Source organism: Haloterrigena sp. KLK7 (assembly GCF_037914945.1).
GTDB classification, from domain to species: domain Archaea; phylum Halobacteriota; class Halobacteria; order Halobacteriales; family Natrialbaceae; genus Haloterrigena; species Haloterrigena salinisoli.
Window position 1 is genome coordinate 116,141 of the sequence record NZ_CP149790.1, and the last position, 18,313, is coordinate 134,453.

The 18,313-nt window shown below is 64.5% G+C and carries 12 protein-coding genes; 9 read left to right on the forward strand and 3 right to left on the reverse strand.

Going from position 1 to position 18,313, the window contains the following annotated elements; genetic code table 11:
• Positions 1-101: 101 nt before the first annotated feature.
• Entirely contained in the window at positions 102-1,208 is a 1,107-nt protein-coding gene (locus WD430_RS22180) for a hypothetical protein (protein ID WP_339106339.1), read from the reverse strand.
• 232 nt (positions 1,209-1,440) lie between these two features.
• Between WD430_RS22180 and WD430_RS22185 the strand changes: the two genes are divergently transcribed.
• The 4 genes from WD430_RS22185 to WD430_RS22200 are packed head-to-tail and all read left to right on the forward strand — an operon-like array spanning position 1,441 to position 3,648.
• Complete coding sequence (locus tag WD430_RS22185) at positions 1,441-2,151, forward strand: SCO family protein (protein WP_339106340.1); 711 nt, start codon at positions 1,441-1,443, stop codon at positions 2,149-2,151.
• Between the two features lies 1 nt (position 2,152).
• On the forward strand, positions 2,153-2,722 hold the full coding sequence (locus tag WD430_RS22190) for a TlpA disulfide reductase family protein (protein WP_339106341.1): 570 nt from the start codon (positions 2,153-2,155) through the stop codon (positions 2,720-2,722).
• A 6-nt stretch (positions 2,723-2,728) separates the two neighbouring features.
• Complete coding sequence (locus WD430_RS22195) at positions 2,729-3,418, forward strand: cytochrome c biogenesis protein CcdA (protein ID WP_339106342.1); 690 nt, start codon at positions 2,729-2,731, stop codon at positions 3,416-3,418.
• A gap of 8 nt (positions 3,419-3,426) precedes the next feature.
• Positions 3,427-3,648 (forward strand): hypothetical protein, encoded by a 222-nt coding sequence (locus tag WD430_RS22200; protein ID WP_339106343.1) that lies wholly within the window; start codon positions 3,427-3,429, stop codon positions 3,646-3,648.
• Positions 3,649-3,650: 2 nt separating this feature from the next.
• On the opposite strand, the gene WD430_RS22205 is transcribed toward WD430_RS22200, so the two are convergent.
• Both WD430_RS22205 and WD430_RS22210 read right to left on the reverse strand, forming a co-directional pair.
• Positions 3,651-3,878, reverse strand: a complete 228-nt coding sequence (locus WD430_RS22205; RefSeq protein WP_339106344.1) for a hypothetical protein — start codon at positions 3,876-3,878, stop codon at positions 3,651-3,653.
• A gap of 149 nt (positions 3,879-4,027) precedes the next feature.
• Positions 4,028-5,047, reverse strand: a complete 1,020-nt coding sequence (locus WD430_RS22210; RefSeq protein ID WP_339106345.1) for a PGF-CTERM sorting domain-containing protein — start codon at positions 5,045-5,047, stop codon at positions 4,028-4,030.
• 327 nt (positions 5,048-5,374) lie between these two features.
• Here WD430_RS22210 and WD430_RS22215 point away from each other — a divergent pair, with 327 nt between their 5' ends.
• The 5 genes from WD430_RS22215 (at position 5,375) to WD430_RS22235 (ending at position 18,253) form a co-directional block, all read left to right on the forward strand.
• Complete coding sequence (locus WD430_RS22215) at positions 5,375-5,995, forward strand: hypothetical protein (RefSeq protein WP_339106346.1); 621 nt, start codon at positions 5,375-5,377, stop codon at positions 5,993-5,995.
• Between the two features lie 206 nt (positions 5,996-6,201).
• Positions 6,202-9,042, forward strand: a complete 2,841-nt coding sequence (locus WD430_RS22220; RefSeq protein ID WP_339106347.1) for a DEAD/DEAH box helicase — start codon at positions 6,202-6,204, stop codon at positions 9,040-9,042.
• Positions 9,043-9,608: 566 nt separating this feature from the next.
• A complete protein-coding gene (locus tag WD430_RS22225) occupies positions 9,609-14,480 on the forward strand; it encodes a VWA domain-containing protein (protein WP_339106348.1) in 4,872 nt (1,623 codons plus the stop codon).
• A gap of 2 nt (positions 14,481-14,482) precedes the next feature.
• On the forward strand, positions 14,483-15,667 hold the full coding sequence (locus WD430_RS22230; RefSeq protein WP_339106349.1) for a hypothetical protein: 1,185 nt from the start codon (positions 14,483-14,485) through the stop codon (positions 15,665-15,667).
• A 462-nt stretch (positions 15,668-16,129) separates the two neighbouring features.
• Positions 16,130-18,253, forward strand: a complete 2,124-nt coding sequence (locus WD430_RS22235; RefSeq protein WP_339106350.1) for a PAS domain S-box protein — start codon at positions 16,130-16,132, stop codon at positions 18,251-18,253.
• Positions 18,254-18,313: the final 60 nt, after the last annotated feature.

The window sequence follows — 18,313 nt, forward strand, 5'->3', positions numbered from 1 at the left end:
CATCTCAGCGTCGGGTTTGAATCGTTTCACCACTGTACGATCGAATTTACGCGAATTGAACGGTTCGGGATCGACCGCGAGAGGGCCCTCGAACGACCGCGTCACGACACGGTGTATCGCACGTCTTCGAAGTCGAAAAACGCCGTTTCGTAGCCGTCGTGGCGCGCCACCTGTGGCGGCCGGTCGACGGCGACGGTGAGCTCGTCACCGCTCTCGAGGCCCGCGAGCTGGACGCCGTAGTGGTGGCCGAGTTCGGGATCGATCGTTTCCGCGAGCGACTCGTCCTCGAGGACGGTCGTTCCGCCGCGCTCGACCGTGGCGTTCAGCGTCGCGGACGGAAGGCGCACGTCGTTGTACGGCGTCCGAAGGCAGACGACGAGATAGTCGCCGTCGCCGGACAGTCGGTCGGCGGTCGTCCGGATCGCGGTGATCTTCGCGTCTGCGCTCCGTTCGGTGCCGAGACGGTCGCCGGGGAGGTCCTCGACCGGCGGTCCGTCGGACGTCGGCGCGTGTCCGGGCCCGTCTCCGTCGTGGCCGCCGTGACCGTGCCCGCTGGGGTCCATCAACGCGTGGGCCTCGCGAGCGCCGCGACGGTCCTCGTCGACCATTTCGAACTCGAGGTCGTGGATGTCCGAGCGCTCGAACTCGAACTCGATCTCGAGCTCGCTCGCGTCGTCGAACCGATCCGCGAACGCGCCGGTCCGCTCGGTGGTGACCGGCCCAACGCGCGCGCGGGCAGTGTACGTCCCCTCTTCGGGCAGCGTGATGTTGTCGCCGTAGTGGGCCCCCATCCGTTGGGAGAGCATGGCCCACGGCGTCAGCTGTTCGACGATCGAGCCGTCGTCGCGCCGGAGCTCGAGGTCGGTGTTCACCGGCAGGATGGTGTCCGTCTGGTCATCCCAGACGGTCAACATCAGGTGCATACTGTCGTCGGTGTCCACGTCGACCCGCTGGGTGTCCCCGGCGACGGTCCAGAACCGGTGCGGGATCGTATAGGAGAGTTCGACGGCGTACTCGCCGTCGCTCGCGCGACCGTAGTGACCCATCTCCTCCTTGCCCGCGGGCAGATAGACGGCGTCGGGACGATCTTCTACGAGCGGCGGGTTGTCCCAGGCCGACTCCTCTTCGAAACCCAGGCGTTCGAGACAGCCGGCGATGGCGGCGGTACCGGCGACGGCCGTACCACGGAGAAAGGCCCGACGGTTCATTGCCCGCGTCTTGGGACGGCAGCGACAAAACCCCTGTTGGTTCACCCCTCGAATTGGAGGGATACGGTGTATTCACATCGATCCCGAGAGTGCCGTGAGAGTGCCATTTTCACGCGTACGCGATTTGCCGCGCGTCGATCGACGATCGGCGGAGTCGATTGGTGTCACTACCCGTCCCGTATTCGGTGAGTGAACCAACGAAGCTTTGATCGAGCGTTGCTACGTCTCTCGTATGGAACGGCGGACGTATCTTCGCTCATTCGGGGTCGCTAGTACCGTCGGGATCGCCGGCTGTCTCGATTCGCTCTCGAGCGGCGATGGCGGCGAAGGTGACGAGCGGGAACGCGCCGATGGAGCGGTGCTCAAGCCGCCGGAGACGGATCTCAGCGAGGCGTCGCATCCGAGCTACGGCGACGAGTTACTGGACCTCTCCCTCCCCGATCCGCTAAACGACGAGACGGTCTCGACCACGCAGTTCGAGGGCGAACGGGCCGTTTTAATGACGTTCATCTACACGAACTGCCCCGACGGGATGTGCCCGGCCCTGACGCTGCGGCTCCGCCGCACACAGGAAGTCGCCGCGAACGACGGCTACAGCGACGATATCGCGCTGCTCGAGATGACGTTCGATCCGGAGCGCGATACCGAAGACCGGCTTCGGACGTTCGCTGATCAACAGGGTGTCGACGTCGAGGCCGAGAATTGGCACTTCCTCAGACCGGAAACCTACGACGAAGCGAAACAGATTATGAACGAGCAGATCGGACTCCCGCTCGAGAAGAAGGATGCAGAGGAGTACGACTCGCTCGAGTACGTTTTCCCCCACTACAATCTCATTCTGCTCGCCAACGCGGACGGGATCGTCGAGCGGGCCTATCCGAATGGCGCGACGATCGACCCGGAAGCGGTCATTGACGACGTCGAAACGGTGGTGTCGTCGTAGTATGCGCCGACGGGACGTCCTCGCCGGCGTCGCCAGTCTGGGTATCGTCGGAGGCGGTGGCGCGGTCGCACTGCACGGCCTCCCAACGCGCGGTGACCGCGCCGGTACTGATTCGGAAAACGACGACGGATCGGAATCGGCGAACGTCGAACCACTCGCAATCGAGACGGTCGAAGCGCCGGGAAGCGAGGCGGGAGAGGTTCGCATCCCGGCGTCAGATCGGCCGACGTTTATCGATTTCTTCGGGACGTGGTGTGCACCCTGTAGCAAACAGATGCCGGCGCTCGTCGAGGCCAACGATCGCGTCGGTGACGAGGTGCTGTTCATCTCGGTCACGAGCGAGTCGATCTCGGACGAGAAATTGGTCGATTGGTGGGAAGAGCACGACGGAAACTGGTTACTCGGTCTCGACCCGACCGCGGAGCTGACCACCCGATACGATCTCAGCGCTTATCCCTTCGCCGTCGCGATCGATGCCTCGGGCCGCGTTCGGTACTCCGACTCGGGTATCAAGACCGCCGACGAACTCGTCTCCGGTATCGAACAGGCGATCGACGCCAGTGATGGGTAACCCAGGATGATCGACGGCTCACTGCCGATCGCGTTCGCGTTGACCGCTGGCATCGCGACGTTCTTCTCGCCGTGTGCGTACCCGCTCTTGCCCGGCTACGTCGGCTTCTACGCGAGTCAGACCGACGGCGACGAGGTTTCGCTCTCGAGTGCGATCAGTCGCGGTCTCGTCGCCGGAGTTGGCGTCCTCGCGACCTTCGGCGTCCTGCTCGTGGCCGCCTACTGGGTGGGTCATTCGAGACTGTCGAACATCGTGCTGTTCGAACCGTTCGTCGGTGCGGTCCTCGTCGTGTTCGGGCTGCTGGTCGTTGCCGGTCGGGCTCCCTCGCTGTCGATCGCACTGCCGAAACGCCGCTCGAGTGTCACCGGGTTCGGCATCTTTGGGGCCGGCTATGCGCTGGCGTCGGCCGGCTGTGTCGCACCGCTGTTTATCGCCGTTCTCGCACAGGCGCTCTCGCTCCCGCCGTTCGAGGCGGCACTCGTCGTCGGCACCTACATCGGAAGCGTGGTCGTGTTGATGGTCTCGCTGACCGTCGCGACGGGAATGGGACTGGTCGCAGGCGCCGGTCGACTGGCCGCCCACAGCAGGCTCCTCGAGCGGCTCGCGGGCGTCGTCATGATCGTCGCCGGAGTCGGTCAGTTGTACCTCGCCGTCGTCGTTCTCGACGTCATTTCGTTGCCTGGCGTGCCGTGGTAACGTTCGACGTGACCCTCAGCGTTCGCGTCACCGACGCCCCCATTCACACGCAGGGCGAGCCGTCGTTGCGCTCGGCCGCGTACGTAGAAGGGATGGATTCCAAACGACCCGACGTTCGATTGGACGACTCGCCCGACGAAGACGGGATCGTGACGAAACGGGACGACTCGTCCACGTCGTCACGGTCGGACTCCCTGCTCGAGCGCCTACGGAGCGTTTTCCGGCGGTAGGGCTAGAACGACGACGATTCCTCGAGCAATCCGAGATCGTCGGCGGCCAGATCGGCGATGCGCTCGGCGATGTCGGGATCGACGGTCGCCACGTCCTCCCCGTCGTGGAGCTGTGCGTTGTGTCGCTCGACCGCGTCGGCGACGTCCGGTAGCGACACGCGGGAGGTCGTCTCGCACTCGGGGCAGACGATCGGTACCTGCGGCTCGTCCGAGCCGTTCGCGGCTGTCATGGTCGTCTCTCCGAATCGAACCGCCAAAGTCGCACTGGTTACCAGCGGCCGATTTTATCACGACGAGCGGGAATCCACCGGAGTCGTCCGGGTAGATCGCTCGAGACGACCGAAGCCGCCCGCCTTCTGAAAACGTCACGAACCGTCCGTCAGTCGGTTCGCCGAAGGGCGACGAGCGTCGCGACTATCCCTGCGACGACTACGGCGGGAACGCCGAATCCGGGCATCTCGTCGTTACTGTCGTCGTCGCTCGACTCGTTCGCGGCCTCGGATTCGGTCTCGTCGGTCGCGCCGGTCCCGTCGCCAGTGTCGTTCCCATCGTCGCTCTCGTTCCCGTCGTCGGACGCGTTCCCGTTCGATTCGCCGGCGGGTTCACTCGTGTTCGTCTTATCGTCGGCGCCCGTCACGTCGCTATCGAGCTGGAGGACGACGATGACCTGGCCGTGCGAGGCGTTCGGCCGGTAGGTCCAGCCGCCTCCGGCCTCCTCGTAGGGCTCGGCGGCTTCGAGCGGGTCGATGTCGGTCTCCCACGTGTCGTGGGCCTGCTGGATGTAGCCGACGACCTCGATCTTGTCGGCGTGTTCGCCCTCGACCTGTGCCTCGCCGTACTCGACCGTCGCGTCCTCGGAGAAGCCGTGGAGCTCGATGGTGTGAGAATCCATGTAGCCGTCGCCCTGCGGGAGGTCGTCGGTCGTGCCGAATTGGTCGGCGTCGAGCGGCCGTTCGTAGTGGTCGGTCAGCGGCAACTGCACGGTCAGCGGGTCGGCCTGAGAGTGCCACGACGTCGTCTCGCCGGTCGGGATCGTGACGGTCGTGTTCGGGACTGTCTCGCCGACGATCGGCTCGCCGGCCTCGTTGAGCAGCGTCACGCCGATCTTCCCGGAGCCGTCGCCGAGGTACGGCGAGCGGTACTCGTCGCGCGGGTTGACGTAGCTGACCCAGTTCCCGTCGCTGGCCTCGTAGTACAGATCGCCCTCCTCGGGGGCCGGTTCGACGTACGCCTCCTCCGAGACGTTGCGCTCCGTGTCGTCTTCCGGGGGACTGAGAGCCGCTCCCGCGTCCGTCGCGGCGGCGGAACTCGCCGCAGCGGTCACCCCGGCCGCGCCGAGCGATCCGACCAGCAGGAGCGCGACCAGTCCGGCGGCGACGGCGCTTCGCGACGGGATCATGCGTCGCCCTCCGCGCGGTTCGGGGTCGTTCGTTCGTCGTCCGTGCGTTCGACCGCCGACGGGTCGCCCGCTTGAGGCCTCGAGCGGGACTGCCGTGGTGCGTGTAAACGGGGCCGTGTCATCGGACCTGGCTTCGACAATCACCGATTTTTATATGAATTGCGTACCGGAAGGTTAGGAACGTATACGTGTCGGCTACCGACTGGTAGCCGGTGATTTCCGCGCCGATACGGCCGCCGAGACGGGCGATACGGCTGACCGGAGATTCCACATCCACTTGCGTCCGCGGGCCGAACCGACTTCGGGATCGAGTTCGTACGCCGTCCGATGCGCTTTCGATCTGCCGCCGGCGAGGCCGACCAATCGACGCGTGAATCGCCAGCCGACGCGACCGAACCCGCCTCGAGCAGGTCGCCCGTTCGAACGTTCCTGCTCGTCGCCGGCGGGGCCGCCGCCGGCGCGTACGTCCTCTCGCGACTTCGCTCGTCGGGCGACGGCGAGGGCGCCGACGCGTCGCTCGAGACGGTTCGCGATCGGACCGCGGCGACCGTTCCCGACGAACTCGAGGAGCGACTCGCGGCGGCCGTTCCGACCGAATCGCAGTCGATCCCGATCGGCGGCGGCGAGTCCGAACCGAGCGGGGCTGGCGACGAGAGCGACGCCTCGAGTTCCGCCGCGGAGTCCGAGCGCGCCGGCAGCGACGCGGGTACCGATTCCGACGACGTCGGTGACGCCGAATCGATCGACGAGGAGGACGTCAACGCCGACCTCGCCGACGAGCCCTCGCCCACGAAGGTCTCCTCGGGGACCAGCGAGGAGATTCAGGACAAACCGGCCGAACCGGGCGAGATGGCGGTCGACGAGGACGTCGAGGACCTGGTCGACGACGTAGACGTCGACGAGGAGTCGGAAGCCGACGAGTCGGCCGGCGACGAGGACGAGGAATAGCCCTGCTCGCGCGGCGTGTCGGAGCGCACGGCACAGCGCGCGTCGCCCTCTCGATCGAGTTTCGGTACCGCAGGACGCACTCGAATCTTCGACGCGCTCGAGTTCCCATGCCACGCTCCGCTCTTCGGACCGAGCGCAGTCCGGTACGCCCGCCGGTCCTTCCGGGAACGTGGTGCTTATCCGGTTCTCGCCCCTAGCGCGCAGTGATGAGTGAGGGCGACGTCGCGGCGTTTACGCACCTCGGATCGACCGTTCGCGGGGCGCTGTCCGAACGCGGTTTCTCGACGCCGACGGCACCGCAGCGACTGGCGATTCCGCCGCTGTCGGCCGGCGAGCACACGCTCGTGATCGCGCCGACCGGGAGCGGGAAGACCGAGACGGCGATGTTGCCCGTTTTCGACCATTTGGTCGCTGACGATGGACCGCCCGAGGGGTTCGGCGCGCTCTACATCACCCCGCTGCGGGCGCTGAACCGCGACATGCGCGACCGCCTCGAGTGGTGGGGCGAGTACTTAGATCTCGAGGTGGACGTCCGCCACGGCGACACGACCCAGTACCAGCGGGGGAAGCAGGCCGAGGATCCGCCGGACGTCCTGATCACGACGCCGGAGACCGTCCAGGCGATGCTGACCGGCGAGCGACTGCGCGAGGCGTTGCAGGACGTCACCCACGTCGTGATCGACGAGGTCCACGAGCTCGCGGCCTCCAAGCGGGGGGCGCAGCTGGCGATCGGCCTCGAGCGGCTGCACGATCTCGCGGGCGACATGCAGCGGATCGGGCTGTCGGCCACCGTCGGCGATCCGGAGGAGGTCGGCCAGTTCCTGACCGGCGGCCGGCCCTGCGAGATCCGAGAGATCGACGTCGGGAGCAACGTCGAGGTGAGCGTCCGACAGCCGGAGATCACCGAGGCGGACGAGCGGCTCGCCGGCGAACTGATGACCGAACCGGACACGGCCAGCCACGTCCGGCTGATTCGGGACCTCGTCGCCGAGAACGAGTCGACGTTGATCTTTGTTAACACGCGACAGACGGCGGAGGCGCTGGGCTCGCGGTTCAACGAACTCGACCTCCCGATCGGGGTCCACCACGGCTCGCTCTCGAAGGAGGCCCGCATCGAGGTCGAGGACCGGTTCAAAGCGGGGGCGTTGGACGGCCTGCTCTGTACCTCCTCGATGGAACTGGGGATCGACGTCGGCCGGGTCGACCACGTCGTCCAGTACAAGAGCCCGCGGCAGGTGACGCGGCTGCTCCAGCGGATCGGGCGGGCCGGCCACCGGCAGGACGAGGTCTCGAGCGGGACCATCGTGACGACTCGGCCGGACGACACCTTCGAGGCGCTGGCGATCGCTCGCCGCGCCCGCGACGGCGAGGTCGAACCGGCCGCGATCCACGAGGGCAGTCTGGACGTCGTGGCGAATCAGATTCCGGGGATCGTCCAGAGCCGCGGCGATACCCGCTTTCGGGAGGCCTACGAGACGATCACGCGCGCGTACCCGTTCCGCGACGTTCCCGAGGAGACGTTCCGCGAGGTCGCCTCGGAGCTGCACCGCAATCGGATCGTCTGGTTCGACGAGGGCGAGGACCGCCTCGAGACGACCGGCGGCACCTGGCAGTACGTCTACTCGAACCTCTCGATGATCCCCGACGAGGAGACCTACGAGGTCCACGACATCGCCTCGAGCCAGCAGATCGGGACCTTAGACGAGCGGTTCGTGGTCAACTTCGCCCAGCCGGGGGAGGTGTTCATCCAGCGCGGCGAGATGTGGCGCATCGCCGAGATCGACGACGAGGAGGCCCGCGTGAAGGTGAGTCCGATCGAGGACCCCGCCGGCGAAGTACCGTCGTGGATCGGCCAGGAGATTCCCGTCCCCGCTGCGGTGGCGGGCGAAGTGGGGGAGATTCGAGCTGTTGCGGAACCGCAGCTCTCGGCGGGGGCGGACGCCGCCGCGGTCGGCCGCGAGCTGGCGGGCCGGTATCCGGGCGACGAGTACACGCTGACCGAGGCCTGCGGGCAGCTCGAGGACCAGGTCGAGAGCGAGGCGCCGATGCCGACGGCGGATCGGCTCGTCCTCGAGCGACAGGGGCGGACCGTCGTCCTGAACGCGCCCTTCGGGCACACGGCCAACGAGACGCTCGGTCGCGTGCTCTCCTCGCTGCTCGGCCAGCGGGCCGGCTCCTCGGTGGGGCTGGAGACCGACCCCTACCGCATCGAACTCGAGGTGCCGAACTCGATCGCGACCAGCGACATCGTGGCGGTGCTCGAGGAGACCGACCCCGGTCACGTCGAGGCGATCGTCGAACTGGGGCTGAAGAACTCCGACGCGCTGGCCTTCCGGCTCGCGCAGGTCTCGGCGAAGTTCGGCGCGCTCAAGCGCTGGCAGAGCAACGGTTCCGGCCGCCTCTCGAACGAGCGACTGCTCGCGGCCCTGGAGGACACGCCGATGTACCAGGAGTCGATCCGCGAGGTGTTCCACGAGGACCTGGACGTCGAGCGGGCGAGCGCGGTCCTCGAGGGGATCCAGTCGGGCGAGATCGAGTTAGTGACCTACCGCGGTCGGACGCCGGTCGGCCAGGGCGGTCGGTCGTCGGGCGGGAAGGAGCTACTGGCGCCCGAGAACGCCGACGCGAGCGTCATCAACACGGTCCGCGAGCGCCTGCAGAACGACCGGATCATCCTGCTGTGTACCCACTGCAAGGAGTGGAAGGTGAAGACGAAGGTCCGTCGCGTGGCCGACCAGCCCGAGTGCGGGAACTGCGGCTCGACCCGGATCGCGGCGCTGAACCCGTGGGCCGACGAGGTCGTCGACGCGGTCCGTGCCGCCGAGAAGGACGAGGAGCAGGAGAAGATGACCGAGCGCGCCTATCGGAGCGCGAGTCTCGTCCAGAGCCACGGGAAGCAGGCCGTCATCGCGATGGCGGCCCGCGGCGTCGGCCCGCACAACGCCGCCCAGATCATCAACAAGCTCCGAGAGGACGAGGACGAGTTCTACCGCGACATCCTCTCGAAGGAACGCGAGTACGCGCGCACCCAGTCGTTCTGGGACTGATCGTCTGCGGACGCCGATCGGTGGTGGCCGAGAGGAGACAAAACTGGTCACCGACGCCGATAGATCGATGGGTCCGTTGGCGCCGGATTTTCTAGCCCGCGGCCGTGACGGAGTAGTCGGTAGAGCGACGGCTCTTGCAGCTTCGGTTACTCCGTCTATTCCGTCTCTATTACGACGGTTCTCCCTGCTTGTAATGAATGTCTGTAAGAGAAACAGAACGGCTGTCGAGGATTTCCTCGAGTCGCCGATTCGCCGGACGGAACACGACCGATTCCGACGCTAGTCGCTCTACACTGATCAGATGCAGATATTGTAGCCTTCAGTGAATTATTAGTATACGAGATAGTACGGCCAATATGAACGAACCCGTTCAAAAGATATTGTGCGTAGTGTTCTCGATTTTATTGATCACCGGTTCTATCGGGCCAGTCGTGGCTGCTCCGGGGAATAATACGTTCGGACCGACCGCCGATACCGAGGGGGCGAATCCCGCGTATCAATCGTTTTCCGAAGGCGAGAGTGAGCCCACTGCGCTCGAACTGAAGTACGCAGCGGTCGCCGAATTGGTGACGCTGCAACCCGCTGATCGCGCCGACGAACGGCGGAAGAACCAGGCCGGCGAGCGGATCAACGAGACGCTGGACGTCTATGTCGATAGAGACCGCGTCGAGAGTCCGGCTGCGTTCGAAGGTGATGCCGCCGCCGCCTCGCACCTAGCGGCGCTTGCGGACGCTGATCCAGCGCGGGTCAACGAGACGACGTGGCTGCTCGCGAAGGCGAACGCGCGAACGGCCAACGTCTCGATCACGGACGCGCGACGCGCCCTCGATCGATTCGACGACGACCTCGACGATCCCGGTCACCGGAACGCGATCGAGAGCCACCTTCGGAACGCCGAACGCGCCTACGAACGAGGTGAGACGGCGCTCGAGCGCGACGGAAGCGTCAAACGAACGGCCAAGGACCGCGCACGTGCGATCCGGCAGTTCATGACCGCGTGGCGACAGAGCCAGCAAGCGCTGGACAAAATCGAGCGGCAAACAACGCCGCGGGTGCGCATCACGACCCGTAACGATCCCGTCCGGAACGGATCGGAATCGACGAACCGCACCATCAGCGGTACGATCGAGTCGGTCCGGCCGAACGAACTCGAGACCGTGACGGTGACCGTCGAGGGAGGAGGTTCTTCGGTCGAAGTCCAGCCGAGTACCAGTACCGTGCCGGCGTCGAACGTGACGTTCACGACGAACGTCACGCTCAAAGATCGAGAACAGCGCATTCGGGCGACGCTCGCAGATAACACGAACGAAAAGCGCGGCCGCGGGCCGCCGAAACACGCGAACGGTCGCTCATCGTCTCCGGACACGTCGCCGACCACCGACGAACTTCTGTTGGACGGCGACGCGCTTCCGGACACGTACGAGCTCGAGACGGCCGGGACGGATCCGTTAGACCCGGACAGCGATTCCTCGAAGACCGCCGTCGACGAGAACGATAACGGTACGCTCGACGGGCTCGAGGACTTCGACGGCGATTCTGTCACGACCTACCACGAAGGCCTATTCGGGACCGACCCGTTCAGCGACGATACTGACGACGACGGCCTTCCGGACCGCTACGAAATCGAGTACACGAAACTCGACCAGACGCGAGCCGACACGAACGGTGACGGCGTTACCGACGACGAGTGGGACGTCGATAACGACAGCCTGACGACGCTCGAGGAGTACGAGGCCGGAACGACGCCAACGCAGGCTGACGAAGACCGCGACGATCTCGACGACAGCCGCGAACTCGAGGTCGGCACGAACTCGAGCGATCCCGATACGGACGACGACGGTCTCCTCGACGGCGAGGAGGTCACCCTCGGAACAGATCCGCTGGTCGCAGACTCCGACGGCGACGGAGTCCTGGACGGCAACGCCACGTACACGACACAGACGTCAAACGAATCGCTCGGCGTCAACGTCTCGCTGTCGGGTAACGGTGAGATCGCCAGCGGCGTCACGATCGAAAACGGATCACAGGAGCGATTCGAAAGCGAGTCGATCGAATCGGCACGGGTCACGTCCTTCGTCAATCTCGAATCCGAGCAGTCGTTCGAGTCGGCCGACGTCACGTTCTCGTACGACGACTCGCAGCTCGGGGAGACGAACGAGTCGGATCTCGTCATCTTCCGCTATAACGAATCGTTGCGGGTGTTCGAGCCGCTGAACACGACAGTTGATCAGGAGTCGAACACGGTCACCGGAGAGACCGAACACTTCTCGCGGTTCGTCGTCTTCGACGTGCGCAACTGGGCGTCGAACTTCGTGGCGGACCGCCCCGAAAACGGGGCTGACGAGGGGGAGATCCAGCCGGTCGACGTGACCATGATCATCGATACGTCGGGCTCGATGAGCTGGAATGATCCAGAGGAATTCCGCAAGCAGGCCGCCAAGGAATTTGTCGGTGCGTTAGTCGAGGACGACCGGGCAGGTGTGGTCGACTTCGACAACGACGCCTACGTGGCTCAAGAGCTGACGACTGACTTCGGGCAAGTCAACCTCACAATCGACAACCTCGACGCCAGCGGCGGCACTGACATCGGTGACGGCGTCCGGGAGGCGAACGAGCACTTCGAGGAAGCAAGCAACGATTCCCGAGCGCAGTTCGCGATTCTACTGACCGACGGCCAAGGCAGTGGCGGTCGCGCCGAGGCGCGTACGGCAGCCGAACGGAATACGACAATCTATACGATCGGCTTCGGTAGCGCAAACGGGAACAAACTCCAGGACATCGCTCGGATTACCGACGGGAACTATACGCACGTCGACAATCCGAGCGATCTGCCGAACGTCTTCTCCCGGGTCGCCGACGATATAGGGGCCCAGGATACCGACGGCGACGGTATTCCCGACACCGCCGAGCGGCGTGGCGTGGTTACCTCGAACGTCGGCATGCTCGAGACTGACCTGTACAGCGCCGACACGGACGGTGACGGACTCGAGGACGGCACTGAACTCGGCGAGGCGATCACCGCGGAGGAACTACGAGAACGGAACTTCGACGGGTCCGGTCCACCGGGTCCGGATCCGCAGTATCGGGCGATCGTCGGAACGCTTTCCAGAGCCGGGTACGATCTCAGCGAACTCTCCGGATCGATCTATATCGATCCGGTGAGCGATCCGACTCGCGTTCACACCGACGGCGACGGCGTCGACGACTACACGGAGCTTCGGGAGCCGGTGACGTACGCCCGAACGACGAGTCGCGAGACGACGAAATCGGTCCTCGAGACCGGAGAGGCGACGGCGGAAACCTTCGAAGATGCCTACGACACTGGGCAGTCGACATCCGATCCGTGGGACCGAAATTCGGATTACGACGACCTCAACGACGGTCGTGAGAGGGAGTTAGCGACCGATCCCGAAGACGGTGACACGGACGGCGACGGAATCTGGGATGACGAAGATACGAACGGTCGGAACGATCCGACGTTGTACGATGTCCACCCACCGGAAATAGAGGTCCACGATAGCGGCTGGCGTGTTCCGGAGATGAGTCTCGACGCCACGTACTGGGCGCACGCATCCATCGAAGATGACGCGAGCGTCGACGGAGCCGCGTTCATAAAGGAAGGGTCCGTCGAAAAACGGTTCTCCGACGTCTCCGGCGTCGAACTGACTCATCGGTTCGAATACACCGATAAGATCTCCAACGTCGGGGATGTTGCGGGTGCCTTCGGCGACGTGACGCTCGGAACGAGCGTGTCCCTGCGCGCCTCTGATACCAACGGCAATCGACAGCAAGTCGTCGCCGTGCAGCGATCGAACTTCTACGGTTACATGGCCGGCGAACTCCCGACCGGGTGGGACCTCGCCGACAGAGAGGTCGCTCGAAAGGTCGGTACCGTCTCCGGGTTCTCCGCGAGCATCGGCGTCGTCTTCCGGGACGCCGAACAGCTCCTACACGATCCCGGCGCGTACATCGACGGCATGCGGGCTATGCTCGAGCTCGTCGCCGAGGCCGATCCCGCCGTGATCGACACGCTGATCGACAGCTACATTCAGCAGTTCGAGCAGAAACAGGAGCAGAACAATCCGTACGACAAGGGCACGACGAACTACGAACTCTTCGAGGAGAACTGGTACGAGGGATACGCGCTCGGCTTCCTCTCGAAGCTCGTCGTCAGCGGTGGCTCCTCCGGAGCGAAAAACGCGATCAAGAGCACTGATCGCGTCGGCGATATCGCGGATCGGCTCTCGGATAGTCGCGCCCTTCGCGCGCTCTCACGGATCGACGGCGCGACCGATGCCGCCAAAGCTCGAGCGACCGCACGCCTGCTGCTGGCGACTGACGACGCCGCGGAACCGCTGCTGAGTCAGGGTGAGACCGCCGGACAGGTCTATCGGCTGTGGCGGCTCCAGCGCGGAATGGATGCCGATGTGGATGCATTGCCGGAAACTAGACAGGGGCAGCTCGGCCGATTCCTGTCTCATACTGGTACCGATGGCCGTCAGGCGTTTGACGACCTCGCTGCTGTCGATCAGAGTGCTGCCGACACGCTCTTGGAGATCGACGACCCCGCCGTTCACCGCCACTTCGTGAGGGCACAGCAAAGCGGCGAAGCTGATGTCGACGAACTCTCGAGCGCACTTGGACGCTACGGTGACCTCGATTCCGACGAGCGAGGGTTCGCGAACGGAGTAATCAGAGAAAGCGAAGATGGAACTGAGCTGCTCAACGCCGACGTCTGCAATAGTCCGTGCCAGGGTACGATCCGCTCGGTCTATCAGTATACCGACGAACCGGACGGACTGAGCGAGAGAGAAGCAAAGAAACTCCTCAAGGCGTACGATGACGCTGACGAAGTGACCTCCGGCCCCGGCGCGAACCGACCTGGAGAGGTTCAGGGCAAACTCAACGATCTAGATGATGACGGCGTCGAGGGGGTCAAACGAACGATGCGCAACGTTCAGGGTAACCGAAAGGGATACAGACAGATCGCCGGCGAAACGGATATCACCGATCGTCTGGTTCGGGGAGACAACAACCTCGAACCGAGTAACGTCGAAATGCAGCAGAACATCCCCGAAAGCGACGTCCCGGATGTTCTTCGGAAGGATAGCTCCGAAATTGACGTGAAAGCCACATCCGAAGTCACGATCGATGGCGAAACGTTCGATTCGCCAGCGATAGAATCGAAGAATCTCGACCACGAAAAGTACAATGACTTCACTGCGAAACAAGAGATAACCGATCTGGAGGACAAGCTAACTGCTCAAGCGGGTGCAGGAGAGGACACACTCGTTGTCGTGACGACACAGGGCTTCAAAGACTCACACAGCGAACTGCTGAACGATATTCCCCAAAACGTCAGGCAGAACCTCGATTCGAACGGACTCGATTCGGACGCCACGATTAAAGTCACGACCTACGAAGAACTAGGGAACTAGCTATGGCCGAAGGAACTGCAGTCATGGCGTTCTACACGTCTCGATCACGTGATGGGGTCGTCGACGACGCCCTTGCGAGCAGTACGCAAGCAGGGTTCGAGATCGATGCGGACAGCGAACAAGTCGAGAGCGGGATCGAGAATCAATACCTCGAGTTCGACGGCTACTACGATCGGTGGTGGTTCAACTTCGCGTTCAATCTGGATGCCGATCGCCCGCCGAGCGAACCGGTGCTCAGCATCGGCTGTGGGCAGCACATCTATCCGGCGAACGCAGCCGACGAGGCGGACTACCGAGCGAAGATGGACGGCATCTTCGAACTCCTCTGTCGGCTCGCCGTGACCCTCGATGTCGACTACGCGCCGCTGTTCAATCCGATGGGGAGACGTGCAGTCCCGGAGCGTCGGCCGATTGCCGAGGCCGTCGAGGAACTCCCCCGGATGGGCGTGTACTCTCGGGAAGTCCTCGACGAGTTGGGCGGCGTCGCGGCCATGTTCGAGTCGCCGCCGTGGTACACCGCGTCGCTCGAGGACGGCAACACCGTCGTGATCGAGTCCGACACGCCGTGGCTCGAGGGCGGCTGGCGGCCACCGACAGAAGCCCCGTACCTCGACGATGCTGCCTTCAACGATAGCGATGACTCAGCACCGAACGAGCGCCGTGGGCTCGCAGATCCGTTCGCTGCCCTCGAGGCGGGCGACATCGGCACCGACCTCTGCGTTCCTCGAGACAAGATCGCACCCGAGTTCCGCAACGAGGACCTCGAGGTAGTCCACATTCGCGTCGACGAAGAGCGCAACCTTCGACGGCTTGAGGACGGTACGTTCGTCCGGAATGTCGTCGATGATGATCCTGGCGATGACATGGCCGTCATGATGGCGATGCTCGAGGATATCCCCGCCGACGCGGCTGCGGACGAGCTGATGGTCTCGGCGCTTCTTCACGAGGCTGTTCCGCCGGCGTTCGTCCGACTCGAGGATCCCGACGGCGAAACAGTCGTCACGACGGTCGACGCCCTCGGCAGCGACGTAAACAAAGTCGAGTTGCTCATCAGTCTCGGCCGGATCGCTCAGCAGCAGGGCGTCGATGACGAGGGAATGCAGGAGATGACGCAACTGCTGACGAAACTCGAGCGTCTCGACGACCTCGAGAATATCGAGGGCTATATTCGGGACCGTCTCACCTGATCAAGCACAGCACGGTTTACTACCGTCACCGTGGTCGTTGGAGATAACGACTTCATCGTAACTGCTCGGCGAGATGGACGAATGAAACCGTCGTACAGCGCTGAAGTGATCGATGTAGAAGTAGTGTCCGCACTTCCCGACCTGTATTAAAAGAAGCATAGGTCAAGGAAGTCATAGCGACTGCACGTGACTTTCACGATTCAGTTATCGAGACGAACCCGAGTCTCCGGACACGAGATGTGATGAAGCAGATTCGAGCGGAGATCGAGCGAGCTGAGAAGCTGAGAACGGCCGACGAGAGGCGTCACAGACTATACCGCTCACCGATCACGGACGTTCCGCTTACGCGCTCGAGACGATCACCGTTCGACCTGAAAATCCGGTTGCGGCCGATCGAGCCAACGCGCGCCTCACATCGGTCGTTCCACAGTCCTTATCTGTATCACAACCGAATTCACGATGATGGAATCCGGCTCGCCAAGTGCTCCGTCGTCCGGTGAGGACGGAGACGCTACCGATTCACCCGCCCTCAAGACGGACGGACTGCTCGAGGCGGCCGGTGTCGCCTACTTCCAAGCGACCGCGGCCGGAACGATCACCGGTGTCAACGGCGCTTTCATTCGACTGACGGGTTATACGCGGACCGAACTTCGAGACCGGTCGTTCGACGCGCTGCTGGACGACAAAACGTCTCTGGAGTCGCTCATTGCGACCCTCGACGAGGGAGACCCGTCGCCGGTATCGACGACAGCGTCGATCCGAACGACGACGGAGGTCGTTCCCTGTACCGTTCATCTCCAGCGACGATCGCCGGGAGACGGTGCCGACCGAGAATCGGAGATCGTCGGCATCGTCACCCAACGGAGCCCCGAGACCGAGACGCCGTCGGCGGCGGCGGACACCGAGTCCGGACTCGCCTACGGTCGGACGTTCGAAGCGCTGGCCAACGCGCTCCCCGACGGTATCATCGTCCTCGATACGAACAGCGACATCCAGTACGCCAACCCCGCCGTCGAACGGATTCTCGGCCACGACCCGGACGAACTCGTCGGCTCGAGCAAGGTCAACATCATCCCGCCGCGGCTGCGACAGGCCCACCTCGACGCCCTGCAGAACTACCTCGAGACCGGCGAGCGGAACTTGAACTGGACCTACGTGGAGCTGCCCGGACAGCACAAGTCGGGCCACGAGGTCCCGCTGGGCGTCTCGCTCAACGACTTCACCTACGACGGCGACCGCTACTTCGTCGGGCTCTTCCGGGACATCTCGCCGCGAAAGGAGGCCGAACGGACGCTCAAGGCCAAGGTCGCCCAGCTCGAGTCGATCGCCTACCTCGGCCGCCACGCGCTCGAGGAGGGCGACGCCGACGACCTCCTCGAGAAGGCCACCGAACTGGCCAGCGCGGCCCTCGAGGTCGACTGCTGCGTCGCCTTCGAGTACGACAGCATCGGAACCGCCCCCGGGACGGTCGGATCGGGCGCTCCGACGACCGACGTCGGCATCCGGGCGGCCGGCTCCGACGGCGACGCCTTTCGGGTTCGCGCGACCACCGACTGCGACGAGGCCCTGCTCGAACGCGAGTGCGAGCGATCGGCGTCGACCGAGTCGCTGGCCGGCGCCACGCTCGCGTCGGACGAACCGATCGTCGTCGAGGACGTCGCGACCGACGACCGGATCGACGCGCCCCACCTGTCCGACGAGGGGATCCACAGCGGGCTCGGCGTGACGATCGGCCCGATCACCGACCCGTGGGGGGTCCTCGTCGCCTACGACGGCCGGAACGGGGAGTTCGCCGACCACGACGTCGACTTCCTCGAGAGCGCCGCGACGATCATCGCGACCGCGCTCGAACGCCAGGCGTACGAACGCCAACTGAGCGAGACGGTCGACGAGCTCGAGGCCTCGAACGAACGGCTCGAGCAGTTCGCCTACGCGGCCAGTCACGACCTGCAGGAACCGCTGCGGATGGTCTCGAGCTATCTGGGATTGGTCGAGAGTCGGTACGCCGACGAGCTCGACGACGACGCGATGGAGTTCATCGAGTTCGCGGTCGACGGCGCCGAGCGCATGCGCGAGATGATCGACGGGTTGCTCGAGTACTCCCGGATCGACACGCAGGGGGAACCGTTCGAGCCCGTCGATCTCGAGACCGTCCTCGAGGACGTCCTGACGGACCTGCAGATGATGCTCGAGGAGTCCGACGCGGAGATCACCGCCGAGTCGCTGCCGACCGTCCGCGGCGATCCCACGCAGCTCCGGCAGTTACTGCAGAACCTGCTGTCGAACGCGATCGAGTACTCGGGGGACGAGCCGCCGCGGGTGCACCTCGCGGCCGAACGGTGTGGCCGAAGGTGGCGGGTCTCGGTCGAAGACGACGGGATCGGGATCGATCCCGCGGACGCCGACCGGATCTTTCAGGTGTTCCAGCGGCTGCACAGCCGCGAGGAGTACGACGGCACCGGCATCGGGCTGGCGCTCTGTCGGCGCATCGTCGAGCGCCACGGCGGCGAGATCTGGGTCGACTCCGAACCCGGCGAGGGGGCGACGTTCTCGTTTACGCTGCCTCGAGCCGACGCGGACGCGTAGGTCGGCGGTCGGCCGTCGGCGATTGGTTCTCGGCGATCGACCGGTAGTCGCTATCGGCGA

Bases quoted from the DNA above. Each gene is read 5' to 3' on its own strand.
- WD430_RS22215 (WP_339106346.1), top strand. From the start codon at position 5,375: ATGCGCTTTCGATCTGCCGCCGGCGAGGCCGACCAATCGACGCGTGAA.
- WD430_RS22205 (WP_339106344.1), bottom strand. From the start codon at position 3,878: ATGACAGCCGCGAACGGCTCGGACGAGCCGCAGGTACCGATCGTCTGC.
- WD430_RS22235 (WP_339106350.1), top strand. From the start codon at position 16,130: ATGGAATCCGGCTCGCCAAGTGCTCCGTCGTCCGGTGAGGACGGAGAC.
- WD430_RS22230 (WP_339106349.1), top strand. From the start codon at position 14,483: ATGGCCGAAGGAACTGCAGTCATGGCGTTCTACACGTCTCGATCACGT.
- WD430_RS22190 (WP_339106341.1), top strand. From the start codon at position 2,153: ATGCGCCGACGGGACGTCCTCGCCGGCGTCGCCAGTCTGGGTATCGTC.
- WD430_RS22195 (WP_339106342.1), top strand. From the start codon at position 2,729: ATGATCGACGGCTCACTGCCGATCGCGTTCGCGTTGACCGCTGGCATC.
- WD430_RS22220 (WP_339106347.1), top strand. From the start codon at position 6,202: ATGAGTGAGGGCGACGTCGCGGCGTTTACGCACCTCGGATCGACCGTT.
- WD430_RS22185 (WP_339106340.1), top strand. From the start codon at position 1,441: ATGGAACGGCGGACGTATCTTCGCTCATTCGGGGTCGCTAGTACCGTC.
- WD430_RS22210 (WP_339106345.1), bottom strand. From the start codon at position 5,047: ATGATCCCGTCGCGAAGCGCCGTCGCCGCCGGACTGGTCGCGCTCCTG.
- WD430_RS22180 (WP_339106339.1), bottom strand. From the start codon at position 1,208: ATGAACCGTCGGGCCTTTCTCCGTGGTACGGCCGTCGCCGGTACCGCC.